Source organism: Mucilaginibacter lappiensis (assembly GCF_050433765.1).
In the GTDB taxonomy this organism is placed as follows: Bacteria; Bacteroidota; Bacteroidia; order Sphingobacteriales; family Sphingobacteriaceae; genus Mucilaginibacter; species Mucilaginibacter lappiensis_A.
This window is the reverse complement of sequence record NZ_JBNPWP010000005.1, coordinates 196,386-212,234: the sequence shown is the minus strand read 5'-3', so window position 1 is coordinate 212,234 and position 15,849 is coordinate 196,386. Positions and strand designations below refer to the sequence as shown.

Annotated in this window: 14 protein-coding genes; 8 read left to right on the top strand and 6 right to left on the bottom strand. The window is 42.1% G+C overall.

What is annotated here, in order from left to right; genetic code table 11:
- The first annotated feature begins 878 nt into the window (after nt 1-878).
- Nucleotides 879-1,346 carry a carboxymuconolactone decarboxylase family protein gene (locus M2273_RS17175; protein ID WP_429398982.1) on the top strand — a complete coding sequence of 156 codons (468 nt, stop codon included), beginning with the start codon at nt 879-881 and terminating at the stop codon, nt 1,344-1,346.
- Between the two features lie 235 nt (nt 1,347-1,581).
- Nucleotides 1,582-3,126 carry an alkaline phosphatase family protein gene (locus M2273_RS17170; RefSeq protein WP_429398981.1) on the top strand — a complete coding sequence of 515 codons (1,545 nt, stop codon included), beginning with the start codon at nt 1,582-1,584 and terminating at the stop codon, nt 3,124-3,126.
- A 120-nt stretch (nt 3,127-3,246) separates the two neighbouring features.
- Here the strand turns inward: M2273_RS17170 and M2273_RS17165 are convergent, their stop codons facing one another.
- Complete coding sequence (locus M2273_RS17165) at nt 3,247-3,996, bottom strand: DeoR/GlpR family DNA-binding transcription regulator (RefSeq protein ID WP_429398980.1); 750 nt, start codon at nt 3,994-3,996, stop codon at nt 3,247-3,249.
- Between the two features lie 95 nt (nt 3,997-4,091).
- On the opposite strand from M2273_RS17165, the gene M2273_RS17160 reads away from it, so the two are divergent.
- Nucleotides 4,092-4,664: a 5' nucleotidase, NT5C type gene (locus M2273_RS17160; RefSeq protein WP_429398979.1), complete on the top strand. Its 573-nt coding sequence runs from the start codon at nt 4,092-4,094 to the stop codon at nt 4,662-4,664.
- A 194-nt stretch (nt 4,665-4,858) separates the two neighbouring features.
- On the opposite strand, the gene M2273_RS17155 is transcribed toward M2273_RS17160, so the two are convergent.
- Nucleotides 4,859-5,155, bottom strand: a complete 297-nt coding sequence (locus tag M2273_RS17155; protein WP_429398978.1) for a Dabb family protein — start codon at nt 5,153-5,155, stop codon at nt 4,859-4,861.
- A gap of 255 nt (nt 5,156-5,410) precedes the next feature.
- Between M2273_RS17155 and M2273_RS17150 the strand changes: the two genes are divergently transcribed.
- Entirely contained in the window at nt 5,411-6,313 is a 903-nt protein-coding gene (locus tag M2273_RS17150; RefSeq protein WP_429398977.1) for a metallophosphoesterase family protein, read from the top strand.
- On the opposite strand, the gene M2273_RS17145 is transcribed toward M2273_RS17150, so the two are convergent.
- Nucleotides 6,310-7,794, bottom strand: coding sequence for a PLP-dependent aminotransferase family protein (locus M2273_RS17145; RefSeq protein ID WP_429398976.1), 1,485 nt, complete (start codon nt 7,792-7,794; stop codon nt 6,310-6,312). The genes M2273_RS17150 and M2273_RS17145 overlap by 4 nt on opposite strands.
- Nucleotides 7,795-7,950: 156 nt before the next feature.
- Here M2273_RS17145 and M2273_RS17140 point away from each other — a divergent pair, with 156 nt between their 5' ends.
- From M2273_RS17140 to M2273_RS17125, 4 genes are read left to right on the top strand one after another with little or no spacing between them, the layout of a single operon-like run.
- Complete coding sequence (locus M2273_RS17140; RefSeq protein WP_429398975.1) at nt 7,951-8,463, top strand: TQO small subunit DoxD; 513 nt, start codon at nt 7,951-7,953, stop codon at nt 8,461-8,463.
- A 1-nt stretch (nt 8,464) separates the two neighbouring features.
- A complete protein-coding gene (locus M2273_RS17135) occupies nt 8,465-8,890 on the top strand; it encodes a cupin domain-containing protein (protein WP_429398974.1) in 426 nt (141 codons plus the stop codon).
- A gap of 5 nt (nt 8,891-8,895) precedes the next feature.
- A complete protein-coding gene (locus M2273_RS17130) occupies nt 8,896-9,927 on the top strand; it encodes an EamA family transporter (protein WP_429398973.1) in 1,032 nt (343 codons plus the stop codon).
- Between the two features lie 22 nt (nt 9,928-9,949).
- A complete protein-coding gene (locus tag M2273_RS17125; protein ID WP_429398972.1) occupies nt 9,950-10,345 on the top strand; it encodes a DoxX family protein in 396 nt (131 codons plus the stop codon).
- 4 nt (nt 10,346-10,349) lie between these two features.
- Here the strand turns inward: M2273_RS17125 and M2273_RS17120 are convergent, their stop codons facing one another.
- The 3 genes from M2273_RS17120 to uvrA form a co-directional block, all read right to left on the bottom strand.
- On the bottom strand, nt 10,350-10,769 hold the full coding sequence (locus M2273_RS17120; RefSeq protein ID WP_429398971.1) for a VOC family protein: 420 nt from the start codon (nt 10,767-10,769) through the stop codon (nt 10,350-10,352).
- A 197-nt stretch (nt 10,770-10,966) separates the two neighbouring features.
- Nucleotides 10,967-12,748 carry a DUF885 domain-containing protein gene (locus M2273_RS17115; protein WP_429398970.1) on the bottom strand — a complete coding sequence of 594 codons (1,782 nt, stop codon included), beginning with the start codon at nt 12,746-12,748 and terminating at the stop codon, nt 10,967-10,969.
- 160 nt (nt 12,749-12,908) lie between these two features.
- The gene (uvrA, locus tag M2273_RS17110; protein ID WP_429399231.1) at nt 12,909-15,755 is read right to left on the bottom strand and encodes an excinuclease ABC subunit UvrA; all 2,847 of its coding nucleotides are present in this window, start codon (nt 15,753-15,755) and stop codon (nt 12,909-12,911) included.
- Nucleotides 15,756-15,849: the final 94 nt, after the last annotated feature.

Genomic DNA, 15,849 nt, shown 5'->3' with positions numbered 1-15,849 from the left:
TATTATGAAGATTTAATTGGTTAGCTTGATATGCTGAAAATATAATGCTGATTACCCGAGCTAAAAACAGGTCAATTTACTGGTCGGTCACAGCTTCGCAAGCTCACTTACATGACCCATTTTAAAATAATTATTTTTTGAATTAAATATCAACCAAAGGGTTGGTAATTGCATAAGAGCACGCTTTATTACAATCCCTTTTTATATTATTAATATTTAATCGCAGACCAGTAATCTGATCTGCTCTTTTAAATTTAGAGCAATATTACGCTACCCGCACTGGCGGAGTTTTCTATTTTCGCTATAACTTTAATATGAAGCTTTGTGTAAGGCTTTTATTCATCAGAACAAAAAGGTTAATAATTTTCTTTTGTTTTATCAAATGTATTTAATTGGTGTTCAATAATAAAGCAACTTTTCAATTTAATATAAAATTGTAATTTACCCCTGAATATTTACACTTGTTGTAAATATATTTATACAATAACTGTAAAGTATAGTATACCCAAATTCAGACTGATTAGTAAATTATTTTTTTGATTCAGGTTTTGTCAAGCTAATTAAAAGGGTGCTCATGTCTTTTAGTTTATGGATGCTTAATGTTAATTTTTAGGCAAATTATTGCAAATATTATAGCGTGATTTGTAATGTACTGATTACAATATCAGCAATGCAAAAGTCATAAACTCTCCTTCGACTAACTGCTGTATATTCACTTCTTAAACCTTTATCGGGGGCTTACGTTAATATCAGATGCCGGTAGCATAACAATTGACTAAAAAGCCGAGTGAAAAAAAATTTTTTCGAAGTTGTCCAATTTCTATAATCTCAATCATTATTGGAGTATAATTTAATATTCAACAAAAATTAAAAACAAAATGAAACAAAGAGTTAATGTTTTCGAAAAAGGACAAGGTGCAATAAAATCGATGTATGGTTTAGGGATATACCTGGCTAAATCACCAGTGGAGCAATCGCTTTTAAATTTAATTTATTTCAGGGTGTCGCAAGTTAATGGCTGTGCTTATTGCCTTGACATGCACTCTAAAGATCTGCTTGCAAAGGGCGAAACCGGGCAGCGTCTTTTTGTTTTGGATGCATGGCGTGAAGCTCCTTTTTATACCGAACGTGAACGCGCGGCACTTGCCTGGGCCGAAGCCCTTACAAAACTTGCCGGACCAGTTCCGGATGCCATTTATGAAGAAGCAAGTAAACAATTTTCTGAAGAAGAATTGGTCGATCTGACGATGGCGGTTATCACCATAAACAGTTACAACCGTCTTAATCTTGCTTTCCCTGCCCCCGCTGTTGTTGGAACTTACAAACCAGGTGCACACGCGATGTAAGTAAGATAGCATTTAATTATCGGGATATTTTGACGCAAATGGCAATGTTGAGATTCGGCCCTTTATACATAGATCAATCACCTGTGAACAAAACCCGCTCTCGCATCAAGGCGGGTTTTGCTATTGAGTTTATAAACTCAATTGTAACAAGCTATATGCTTTTTGACAGAGTTAACACAAAGGTAATACGGGTGCATTTATTTTGCCGGTGGTTCCCAAAGACCCACAAAATATCATGTTAAAAAAATCAATAATACGGCATATGCTTGCCGTGCTTTTCGTGGCATCAGTGGCAAATGCCCAGGATCAGTCAAAACCTAAAGAGCTAAAAACAATAATCGTTTTTTTTGATGGCCTAAGACCTGACTATATTACACCCGAAGCAATGCCTAACCTGTATGCGTTCAGCAAGCGGGGGGCATATGGTAAACAGCACCATAGCGTTTACCCAACGGTAACCCGTGTAAACTCATCGGCATATTCAACAGGCAGCTATCCGGCCAAAACCGGCTTAATGGGCAATACAGTATATTTTCCGGAAGTGGATAAATTAAAAGGGTTAAATACAGGTGAGGCGGAAGACTTGAACAGGATCACCAAGGCTACGAACGGCAATTTACTTACAGCCATATCGCTGGGCGAATTATTACAAGCTGCGAGCAAACGGATGATGGTTTTTAGTTCGGGCTCAACCGGGCAGGCATTGCTGCAAAACCATAAAGTTAGCGGCGGCGCTATTGTTAACCCATCCATGATCCTTCCCGAATCGTTTAAAGATACCGTAGTGAACGCTATTGGTCCGATACCTCAGCATGCAAAACCTAATATGCCGCAGCATAAATGGGTAGCCGATGCATTGATCAGATTTGGTTTGGCTGCAAATGGCCCTGATGTAAGCGCTATCTGGTTTTCTGACCCTGATGGTACGGCACATGAAGACGGTATTGGCGCAGAAACATCCATGGCTTCCATTAAATCTGTTGATCATGAGTTTGGCCGCATTCTGGATTCACTGAAAAGTAAACACCTTGATCAGAGCTATAATATCATCGTTTCTGCCGATCATGGTTTTATAAGCCATGCCGGGGGCGGCGCCAATGTGGTAGGGCTGCTGATTGCTAAAGGGTTGAAAAAGGATAAGTTATCAGACGATGTAGTAATGGCCGATGGCGCTATTTATGTAAAAAACCATGATAAAGAAACGATAAAAAAGATAGTAGCCGTTTTGCAGGAACAGGAATCTGTTGGTCCGGTGTTTACAAAAGGCATTAAGAAAGGTGATTTGAAAGGTTGGGTTAACGGTACGCTTTCTTTCGAATCCATCCACTGGGATCATCCAACCCGCTCCGGGGATATACTTACAGGTGGAAACTGGGACGACCGTAAAAATAAATTCGGGTATGCTGGCACAAGTTTTTCGGGTGGTGTTGCTGGTCACGGTGGGTTTAGTCCTTACGAAGTACATATTGCCTTGCTGGCCTCAGGACCAAGTTTTAAAAAGGGTTTTGAAAGTGAGTTGCCAACTTCAAATGTTGATATAGCACCTACAGTACTGCACCTGCACAATCTCCCGGTGCCGCAGCAAATGGACGGCCGGGTTGTATATGAACTGTTAACAGAAAAGGTGCCGGCAACCGCTCCTTTAAAAGCCAAAACAGACAGTATAGTAACCGAAGTAAATGAGCCCTGGGGAACTTACAAGCTAATGCTGTATCGCACTATATTAGGTAAATATATTTATACCGATTATACCAGTACAACCCGGGTTTTAAAAAAGTAAGTTATAACATTGTGCAATTTGTCATCCCGAGGAACGAAGGATCTATTATAGGATTATGTAGCAGAGCAGATGCTTTACTGTCGTTCGGCATGACAAATGTTTTTTAAAGGCAACGTAAACTTATTTGATCATGATGCCGGCGTCTTTGAATCCGGCCAAGTCTGCTATGGACGGATCTTTTTCTGTGATCAGTGCATCAATGGCATTGGCGGCACATACATAGTATGGATCCGATGCGCCTATTTTTTCATAGGTAGATAAGGCTATCACGTGTTTTGAAGTTTCAATCATGGCCCTGTCAACCAGGCTTTCCTCGTAAGTAAAGCCGGTTATACCAATTTTTAAATCAATACTGCAAATACCCAGCAGGCATATATCTGCTCTGAAATTACGGATAGCTTCGATGGTTTCATACCCGGTTGTTGAAAAGCTGTGTTTATTAAGCTGCCCGCCAATAAAAAACACATTTACGTTTGGGTACTCTTCTAAAACCGATACGATTGGAAAGCAGTTGGTTATAACAGTAAGGGAAATGTCTTTAGGTAATGCATCCATTACAGCCGTGGTTGTTGTACCAGCGTTTGCCAAAATAACCTGTCCGGGCTTAATAAACTCTAATGTTTTTTGGGCTATTACCTTTTTATGTTGTGTGTCGATATTTTGACGCTCTTTAAAATGGGGATGCACAGGCGAACCAATGATGGCCCCTCCTCGCACGGCCTTCAATAAGCCTTTATCAGATAATTCTTTGATATCTCTCCTTACCGTATCTGTTGATACGTTAAGCAACTGGCTTAGGTCATCAAGAATAACTTTATTGTCTTTTGAAATTTGTTCTACTATTTTTTGAAGTCTTTCCGCTTTCAGCATAAACAAATATAGGTTATAAATCAATAATTGCAAATTGTTGCAGTTTTATTATAATTATCTGCAATTAATTGAAATATATTGCATAATATTGCAATATGAAAACATTGAAAAGAATCGCTGTAGATATGGATGGTGTGCTGGCCGATACCGACACACACTTTATAACCTGGTATTATAATGCTTACGGGGTACAGGTTCCGTATGAACAATTGTTGGGAAAGCCTGAAGGCGAAGGCTTCCCTGAAAAAGGAGCCATCCGGAAATTTGCATTCACTCCAGGGTTTTTCCGTACGCTCCCGGTAATGCCTGGTGCAATTGAAGCCATAACAGAGTTAATGGAGGATTTTGAAATTTATATTGTATCGGCTGCCATGGAATTTCCGCAATCACTTGCCGAAAAACATGCCTGGCTTCAGGAACATTTTCCATTTATACCATGGAACAATATTGTTTTTTGCGGCGATAAAAGCATCATTAATGCAGATTATATGATTGACGACCATCCTAAAAATCTGGATAAATTTGAAGGTATAACCATTATGTTTAATGCTGCCCATAACACTAACATCACCCACCATCAGCGGGTTGTATCATGGCAGGAAGTGCTTAATTTATTAAAAACCGTGGAAGCCCCATATTTAATTAATAGTAACGGTGATCTAACCTAATATAAACCTTTACGAAATCATTTCATTTAATAAAGTAAGCCAGGTGCAGCAGCAAATCGAATTGGCCAATGCTTATACCCAAGCGTAGGTATTAAAGCATTCTTCATAGTATTATTCTTTTTCCGAAAAAAGACAAAGCCGCTCTACAAAAGTAGAGCGGCTTTGTAATGTATAAGATTTTCAATGCTTTGCCCTTATTCGGCATCATAGATAACTACCTTTTCAAAAAAAACACGAAACTCTTCTAAAAAGGCTTTGTGCAGTGGATGAACCTGGTAAACATCATGCGCGGCAAGGTCCTCAAAAAGCAGGATCAGGCTAAAAGTATAACTTGTATCCACAACAGCACGCTCAATTGGAGCAGGCGTGCCAATATGGAATGTTTTTACACCTTCTATATTTTCTAAAGTTTGCAGGCCATTACGAAAGGCCAGTTTTTGTTCTGTGGATGTATCGGCTTTGAGCCAGAATAATACGTGGTGTGCTATCATTTTTTGTTTTTTCGGCAAATGTAATGAATAGGCGCTTGTTGCCGGATGAAAAAAACAGACCTATTTATGTAGAGACGTATCACATGTGTCTCCCTGTTGATTAGAGATGCATGTGATACGTCTCTACATTAAAATCCAATCTTTCGAACACTTATGATGTTATCTCCGAACCATTTTTAACAGATTATTTAACTCCCACTTAAGCTAAAATCAAAATAGATAAAGCAACTTTGCATTTATATAGCTTAAAAAATTATGCAAAGAAGATCGGCGCTGAAAAACATTGGGGGATTGCTTTTGGTCCCCTCTCTGAGTTTTGCTAATACCTCAACAAAAAAACAACCGGGTTTAAGGGTGGCTCATTTAACTGATATACATCTTAAAAATAAATTTGATGCTCCGGCCCGATTCGTAAAGTGCCTGCACCATGTACAGCAACAAACCCCAAAGGTCGACCTGATATTAAATGGCGGTGATGCGGTGTTTGATATGAATAAAGAAAACCTAAGTACCATTAATGATCAATGGCAGCTTACTAAATCGACCATGAAAGCAGAGTGTAGCTTGCCGGTCCATTACTGTTTGGGTAATCATGACATTTGGTGGAACGAGAATGATAAAGGGCAAGCCATATATGGGAAAAAATATTCCATGGACCAGTTAGGGCTGGTTAAACCATACTATAGTTTTACTAAAAGTGGATGGAAATTCATCATCCTGGATAGTGTTCATTTAGATATTGACAATACCTGGTATATAGGTAAATTAGGCGAGGAACAATTTGCCTGGCTCGAACAGGAATTGAAAACTACCGATCCTGCTATGCCGGTACTGGTCATGACGCATATCCCTATTTTGACAGCTACCAATTTAATTGAGGATAATACGGTTAACAAATGGGTAATGCTGGGTGGCGATATGCATACCGATAATGCCAAAATAATCAGCCTGTTTTATCAGCACCCAAATGTTAAACTATGCTTGAGCGGCCATATTCACCTGCGCGACAAAGTAGTTTATAACCATGTTACCTATATATGCAATGGTGCTGTGAGCGGTGCCTGGTGGGAAGGCAACAGAAGGGAAACCGCCCCGGGCTATGGTCTCCTTGATCTGTATGCCGATGGCAGTTTTACCGAGGATTACGTTAATTATTAATACAGCTTTTTAATAGAGGCAGCTAATATATCAACAGCAGTTTCCAGTTCTTTAGGGTTCATGGACGCGAAACCCAGCCGTGCATAATGTAATGGTTGGGTTTTGTCTTGAAAATAGCTTTTACCATCACTCATAGTAAGGCCGTTGGCTGCCGCTTTTTGGGCTACCTCATCGGCTTTGATACCATTTAAATAGTTTATCCAAACCGCAAAGCCACCATCCGGAATTTTAAAGCTGATATATCCGGCAAGCTGCTCCTGAAGCAGGCTGCAAAATATATCGCGCCTTTCATGGTACACTTTATTTGCTTTTTTCAGGTGACGGCTGATATCGCCATTTTTTAACAGGTTGGCCATGGCTTCTTCCAAAAGTAATTCGCCCTGTCTGTCAATAAGCCTGCGCAGCCTTGTGGCCTGATCAATGAGGTTGGGCGGCGCCACCATAAAGCCTATGCGGATACCCGGCGCAATGGTTTTACCGAACGACCCGATATACACTATACTACCGTAATAGTCGGCGCTGGCTAAAGGCAATATAGGGCCGCTGGAATAGTGGAAATCATAATCGTAATCGTCCTCAATAATAGCGAAGCGGTATTGGTGGGCAAGTTCCAGCAGCCGCATGCGCCGTTCGGCGCTTAACGTTACCGTAGTGGGGCGATGATGATGTGGAATTACATATACCAACTTTACCTTTTTCTTTTTACAGATAGCCTCTACCGCGTCCAGGTCGATACCGCATTCATCAACAGGCACCAGCGCCACCTGAGCGCCTGCCTGTTCAAAAACATTATTTGCTTCGGGATATCCCGGGTCGGCAGCTATCGCCGTATCGCCTTTTGAAAGCAGGATCTGTGCGGTAAGGTACAAGGCCATTTGCGCACCCTTGGTAATCAGCACATGGTTTGGGTTAACCTGCAGGCCGCGGGTTTCGCTCAGGAAACCGGCAAGTTCTATCCGCAGGTTTTCTGAACCATGCTCCGGACCGTACATCAGATATTTGGATGTAAAATGATAGTTGGCAAAACGGCGGTATTCGCGCACTATGAGCTCAACCGGGGCCAGGCGGGTATCAGGAAAACCTTCATTAAAAACAAGGTGAGTGTTGTTGGCCGGTTTAAACTGCAGCGGATACGGGATCTTATTGTCATCAACATCAAAATGGGTTTTCGATGCCATGCCGCTTTTCTCGACGGTTTCCAATAAAGGGCGTGGGGTGATATCAGGCAGGTTTTTAGCTACAAAAATGCCTCTTCGGGGGTAAACTTCAACCCAGCTTTGCGCATACAATTCATCATAAGCCGCAACTACCGTTTGGCGGTGTATCGCTAATTTTTTGGCGAGTACTCGGCTGCCGGGTAAGGCAGAGCCGGGTTTTAGTTTCCCCTGCCTAATGTGGTTTATTATCCCATTAGCTATTTGAAGGTATACCGGTGTTTGAACCGATTTATCAATGTTTATGAGGTTTTCTGTCAGTAGCATACTGGTCTATTTGATTGGTAATTTCTTTCATATAAATATAGGCCAATTGATTTGATAAATCAAAGACAGTGGACCATCTTGTTTGTTATTTGTGGACCAGCTGTATGGTCCAATTCGTGCTTACCTTTAGGTATTATTTATTAAATCCTTACCATTATGCAACTCATTCAAAGTTTTAAACTGCCCTCCCTGTATCTCCGTATAGCCATCGGCTCTGCTTATTTATGGGAAGTTGCTGATCGTTTAGGGGTATTGGGAGCCAACGGTAAACCACATGTAGGCTGGGGCGATTGGGCTCATTTTGTAGCTTATGCCCGTCAGGTAATGAGTTTTTTGCCGGCATCACTGATCCCTGCTTTTGCAACCCTGGCCACTATTGGCGAAGCTGTTTTTGGTTTTTTGATCCTGATTGGCTTGTTTACCCGCGTAGCCGCCATAGGCAGCGGAATTTTGGGTCTTTGTTTTGCAATAGCTATGGCCATATCATTTGGTATCGAATCGCCGCTGGGCTATTCGGTTTTTACCCTGAGCGCTGCAAGCTTTTTACTGGCTACATTACCATCTTATGCATGGAGTACCGACTCCTGGCTCTCACACATAAAAATTAACAAACAATTGAGTGCTTATCAGAATATGAACAGCGCCGAAGCAATTTTAAACCACAAATAAAATGAAAATATTAGTTATAAGCATTTTGATCCTTTTTTTATCACACCAGGGTGTATTACATGCGCAGGATCATGATCACATGAATACAAAGGATAAAATAACAGAAACCTACCTGCTTAAGACCTTGCTGAATCAACCCGGCATCAGCAATAAAGAAGTGCAAATGCTGGTGGTAACTTTTCCACCTTCAAGTGTATCGGCAGCTCACAGGCACCCATTCCCAACCTTCGGTTATTTGCTGGAAGGTGAACTGGAATCAACATTTGAGGGTAAAACATACCATTACAAACCGGGCGATTCATTTTATGAAAAGCCCAACGGCCTGCATGCGGTAACCAAGAATAGCAGCCCGGATAAACCCGCAAAGCTGTTAATATTCTTTATCGCCGAAAAAAATAAACCTACTTCTGTACCTGTAAAAAATTAAACAACATGGAAACTTCATCATCATCAAATAAACCATCAACCCTTTTCGTAGTTATCGCATTTGCTATTGTATATGTGGTATGGGGTTCAACCTACTTTTTTATTCAGATGGCCATACATGACTTTCCACCTATGCTGTTGGGAGCCCTGCGCTTTTTTACCGCAGGCATATTATTGCTTATATGGTGCAGCATCAAAGGCGATAAATTATGGGTTAAAAAAGATATCATTACTTCAGGCATTAGTGGTTTGCTCATGCTTTTTGTTGCCACCGGGATAGTAATATGGGCAGAGCGCACTTTACCCAGCGCTATGGTAGCCATTATGGTATCCGCCAATCCAATTTGGTTTGTAATATTGGATAGGGTAAACTGGAAGGTAAACCTTAAAAGCAAAACAACTATTGCCGGCCTCTTGTTTGGTTTTGCGGGGGTGGTATTATTATTTGGCGAAGCGATAAGCAAGTCGCTTGTGGGTGCTATCAGTCATGCGCAACTAAATGGTTTGCTTTTGCTGTTTGCAGGACCAATCGCATGGTCTGCCGGCTCGCTATATTCTAAAAAAAGAGGAAGTGATGCACCGGCCCGTGTAAACACCTCATGGCAAATGATCATTTCGGGCCTGGCATTTATACCTGCCAGCATGTTTAATCATGAATTTAAGTCATTTCATTTTAGCCAGGTGCCTGCACAGGCCTGGTTTGCCATTGGCTATCTTATCCTGTTTGGTTCTATAGCCGCCTTTAGTGCCTATGTATGGCTGTTAAAAGTACGCCCGGCCACACAGGTTAGCACACACTCTTATGTAAACCCGGTTATCGCGGTGGTGTTAGGTATTTTGTTTGCCCATGAAGATATTTCAGGATTGCAAATATTTGGTTTATTGGTCATATTATTCAGCGTATTGCTTGTTAATATGGCCAAATATGGAAAATTTACTATATCACTGTCACATTTTCCATGGAGTATTCGTAATAATAAGACAAAGAGTTCTTTGAGCGTAGCTCATGAAAACGAGATATGTCTTAATCAATCGTAATACTATCTAAAAAAGCAATTGCATGTCTACCAAAAAAATCAACATTACCTACTGGGTATTCACTGGCCTTTTATTGGCTTTTATGGGGCCCGGCGCTATTCTTGATCTGCTATCCACGTCCGAGGCACTTGCCGTGTTTAAGCATTTGGGTTATCCGGCTTATTTATCACCCTTTATGGGGGCTGTTAAATTACTGGGGGTAATAGCCATATTAATTCCTGGCTACCCAAGAGTTAAGGAGTGGGTTTACGCCGGATTTGTTTTTGACCTTACGGGGGCTATATTTTCGGGCCTTGCCGTAGGCGACTCACTGCTACAGGTATCTCCAATCCTGATCGGGTATATTTTGATAGCAGGTTCTTATATTTATCATCATAAAAGGCTAAATATAAGACCGGTAAGGTTGAGTGTAGTTTAGGCTGTTAATATGCATTTTCGAAATTGATGAGCCAATGGGTCCCAAATTTATCGGTAAGATCGCCAAATATGGCGCCCCAAAAAGTGTCTTCAAGCGGATGTGTTGCTTCACCATCTGTTGATAGCTTAGCGTAAATGGTTCTTGCTTCTTCTTCGCTGTTGCAGTTCAATAACAGCGAAACTGAATTTCCTTTTATCAAACCCGTTTCTGGTACCATGTCAGAGGCGGCAAGCACAATAGAACCATTAATAAGCGTGGAATGTACGATGCATTTTTCCATACATGGCGGCATGGGTTCGGTAATCGGTAGCCCTAATTCGCCAACTGTTTGAATGATCAGTTCGCCGCCGAGGCATTCTTTATAAAAGGTCATTGCCTCCAGGCAATTGCCATTAAAGGTTAGGTAAGAATTGATATTTGCCATCTGAATATCCCTTTTTATGCACAGTTTGATTGACAATACAAAAATCGGTGTTGTAACGCAAATTGATAGGGGGGCAATACGACAATTGAGCGGGTAATTACCGACAAAATGCCGTGGATTGTAGTAAAAAGGCTTACGAAGTTTTTAAAACTTCGTAAGCCTGTCTATTTCAAGGATGATGGCAGCCTTTGTTTTATTTACTGTTTTGCAGCCCAGGCGTCCATTTTTCCTTCAAATACGGCAAGCGGCATGGCACCGTCTTTTAAAACCTGGTTGTGGAACTCTGCCAAATCAAACTTGCCGCCCAGTTGCTTTTCGTATTTGGTGCGAAGCTCCCGTATTTTAAGGGCGCCCATTTTATAGCCTAATGCCTGGCCTGGGATGGCCATATAACGCTCAATTTCGGCAGTGGCACCTTGTTCGCTTATGGCCTCGTTATCCATCATGTATTTAATGGCCTGTTCGCGGGTCATGCCTTTGGTATGGATAGCCACATCAACCACCAAACGGATAGCGCGGTGTATCTCATCGCCCAGGGCGCCCATATATTGATATGGGTCGGTATATAAGCCCAGTTCCTTACCCAATGATTCACAGTATAAAGCCCAACCTTCTACATAAGCATTCTCGTTACCATCAAACCTGCGGAATTTTGGCAAGGACGTGTTTTCCTGCGTTAAGGAAATTTGGTAATGGTGACCTGGAATAGCTTCATGCAGGAATAATGACTCCATGCCCGATGTAATGTTAAATTTAGTGGCATCAAGTATCGGCACATAAAATATACCCGGCCTGCTGCCATCAGCCGAACCTTGATTGTATTCGGCACTTGCTGATGCTGCACGGAATGCCTCGGTTTGCCTGATCTCGAAAGGCGTTTTTGGCACATGGTTAAACATCTTTTTCAGGTTGGGCTCCATGCGTTTGTGGATGCTCTCAAAAGCATCCAAAACCTCTTTTGGAGTTTTATAGGGCGTAAACTTGGGGTCGGTTTTCATGTATTCAAAAAACGCTTTCAGATCGCCTTTAAAGCCAACCCTGGTTTTAATGCTATCCATGATGCCGCGAATGCGGCTTACTTCTTTTAAGCCTATCTGATAAATTTCTTCGGATGTTTTATCGGTTGTGGTTTGTTGTTTTACGAGGTAGGCATATTTGGCAGCGCCATCAGGCAGCGATGAATAGCCCGATGTGGTACGTGCATGGGCAAGGTATTCGGTTTTTAGATAGTCTGCCAGTTTTTTGTAAGTAGGACTTATAACGGTGGATATGGCTTTTTTATAAGCTTCAGTTAACTGCTTTTTATCAGCATCCGAAAAATCTTTCGGTAAATTAGTTATAGGGCCATAAAATAAACTCTTGGTTGGGTCCGCAACTACCAAATCCTCTAATTCAGGGATGGCTTTTACAACCAGTGCCTTAGGTAAAACCACGCCTGTTTTAATGCCTTTGTTAAAATTGCTGATGACAGTATCGGCCCAAATAGAAAATGCCGACACGCGTTTAAGCCAGTCGTTATAATCCTTAACGGTTTTAAATGGCTGCGCACCTGAACCCGAACCTAACTGCCCCATAGTGAGAGGCAAAGCATAAAATTGGTTAAAAGGCATGTATTCAAAATGATTTTTGAAACCATCAATGGCCAGTTGTGTCTCGTAGATAAAAATATCATACGAAAGCTGATCAGCCTCACTCAGGTCCTCGCGGTTAAAGTGTTTAACCTGATCGAGGTAGTTGGTATAAAAAGTTTTGGCTTTTGCTAAAAACTCTGCCGAACCATCATTAGGAAGCTGGTCATTGTAGCGGTTATCGCCAATATAAGTGGCATTAAGCGGGTATAGTTTTAATGACTCCTCAAAGTAATTATCAAATACTTTGGCAAGCTCTTTACTATCTGTTTTGGATGAATTTGTTGTTTTGGGCTGATTACAGGCCGCTAATGTAGCCGCAGCAAAAAGGAATAGGAAGGTTTTTTTCATTTTAATGAATGCTTTATAGGTAAAGCTAATAAAATGAAGTATAGAATTTAAGCTATGCCGAATTTATTTCGGCATTCCACATGCTAAGCATCAGTATATATGTAGTGTTGGCCTGCCTTGTGAGATGCTGAAACAAGTTCAGCATGACAATCTTATTGTTTTACTTGATCCCCATTTCCTTTTTCAAAAACTGACCGGTAAAGCTATTTTTTACTTTGCACAATCCTTCAGGAGTGCCTGAAAACAGTATATTGCCACCACCTGAACCACCTTCGGGGCCCAGATCAATAACGTGGTCAACTACCTTAATTACATCCAGGTTATGTTCAATCACCAGTACGGTGTTTCCTTTGTCAACCAATTGATACAAAACACCTAACAGTACGTTGATATCCTCGAAATGCAAGCCGGTTGTAGGCTCATCCAGTATATAAAAAGTGTTACCGGTATCTTTTTTAGAAAGCTCAGTTGCCAGCTTAACGCGCTGCGCCTCGCCACCTGATAGTGTGGTTGACGACTGACCCAAAGTGATATAACCCAGACCAACATCGTTCAGGGTTTTTACCTTACGGTATATGGCCGGGATATGCTCAAAAAATGGCGTGGCATCTTCAATGCTCATGTCCAATACATCGCTGATGGATTTGCCGCGATAACGCACTTCCAGCGTTTCGCGGTTGTAACGCCTGCCGCCGCACTCCTCACATGGTACTTGTACATCGGGTAAAAAGTTCATTTCAATCACCTTCATGCCGGCACCCTGACAGGTTTCACAGCGACCGCCTTTTACATTGAACGAAAAGCGACCTGGTTTGTATCCCCTGATCCTTGACTCAGGCAATGCCACATAGAGGTTACGGATATCTGAAAACACCCCGGTATAAGTAGCCGGATTTGAGCGTGGCGTACGGCCAATAGGTGTTTGATCTATCTCAATTACCTTATCAACATTTTCCAGTCCTTCAATTTTTTCATAAGGCAAGGGATGTTTTTTGGCCCTGAAAAAATGATGGTTCAATATAGGGTATAATGTTTCGGTGATCAGGCTTGATTTACCGCTGCCGGATACACCCGTAATACCTATCAATTTACCCAACGGAAAATCAACAGATACTTTTTTAAGATTGTGACCTGTTGCTTTTTTAAGGCTTAATATTTTTCCGTTGCCTTCTCTCCTTTTTTCGGGGATAGCTATGGAGCGTTCGCCGTTAATGTACGAAGTGGTAAGTGTATGTTCTTTCATGAGTTGAGCCGGGGTGCCTTGCGCAACTATCTGTCCGCCGTGTACACCTGCGGCCGGGCCCATATCAATTACATGGTCGGCTTCCAGTATCATGTCTTTATCATGCTCAACCACTAATACGGTGTTGCCCAGGTCGCGCAGGTTTTTAAGGGCATTTATTAAACGCTCATTATCGCGCTGGTGCAGGCCGATGCTTGGCTCATCCAGTATGTACATAACGTTCATTAACTGGGAGCCAATTTGCGTGGCCAGCCTGATACGTTGTGCTTCGCCGCCCGAAAGGGTTTTAGCCGTACGGTCGAGCGTTAAATAGCTCAGGCCAACATCAAGCAGGAATACAATACGTGCCCTGATCTCCTTTAATATCTCTTTGGCTATAACATTCTGGCGTTCAGTTAGCCTGTCCTCCAGGTTGGTGAACCATTCCTGCAGGGTACGGATATCCATACAGGCCAGTTCAAATATATTTTTGTTATCAACCTTAAAATGCAATGATTCTTTTTTCAACCGGGCGCCATCGCAAACCGGACAGGTTCTAAGCACACGATAGTTTTCCATATCGTCCATACCTTCGTCGCCGCGGCGTTCCTGTTGCTCTTCCAGCATCCTGATGATGCCATCAAAAGTGATCTGGTAGCTCTGTACGTTCCATTTATTATACTCCACGGCAACGGTAATCATTTCCGGCGATCCGTTCAGGATGATATCCAGTTGTTCCCTGGTTAGTTTTTCTATGGGTGTGGATAAAGAGAACTCATATTTTTTGGCCAGCGATTTCAACACCTGGAATATCCAGGTTTCGCGGTACTCGCCAATGGGGGCAAGGCCGCCGTTCAGGATGCTTAGTTTTGGATTAGGGATAACCGAAGCTTCATCAACCTCAAAAATATAACCTAAACCATTACATTTTTCGCAGGCACCATAAGGCGAGTTAAAGGAGAATGTATTAGGCTGAGGCTCATCATAGGATATACCCGATACCGGGTCCATCAGGTATTTACTGTAATAGGCTACATTATTGTCCTTATCGCCCACCCGGATAATGCCTTTGGCAATTTTAAGGGCAGCCTGTACCGATGTATATAAACGTTTGCTATCCTTTTCGCTCACCACCAGGCGATCAACTACAATATCAATATCGTGTATCTTGTAGCGGTCAACCTGCATTTTGGGTTCTACATCGGCCATAGCGCCGTCAATCCACACCTTAAGATAGCCTTGTTTGCGTATTTGCTCAAAAAGTTCGCGGTAATGACCTTTACGGGCTTTCACCACCGGGGCCAGGATATTAACCGGCTGCCCGTCGAATTTTTCGGTAATGGTTTTCAGGATCTGATCTTCAGACATGCGCTCCATCTTCTCGCCGGTAGTATAGGAGTAGGCATCGCCGGTACGGGCAAAAAGCAAACGCATAAAATCATAGATCTCGGTAATGGTTCCTACGGTTGAGCGTGGGTTTTTGCTGGTTGTTTTTTGTTCAATAGCAATAACCGGACTCAAGCCCGATACTTTATCCACATCAGGCCGCTCCATGCCGCCCATAAACTGGCGCGAGTAGGCCGAAAATGTTTCCATATAACGGCGCTGCCCTTCGGCATAAATAGTATCAAAGGCCAGTGACGATTTTCCGCTGCCGCTTAGGCCGGTAATAACCACCAGCTGGTTGCGCGGAAAAGAAACGTCAATATTTTTTAAGTTATGAACCCTGGCGCCATAAACTTCAACTTCGCTTTGTTCGCCCAGGTCAACAGTAGTTTCGTTCATCATGTATTATCGGTACCAAATTTATTAAACCCGGGTAAACGGGCTTGGTTTTAAAAGCTTACGTAAATTGTTTGTGAGATAGTGGCCTTTAAAA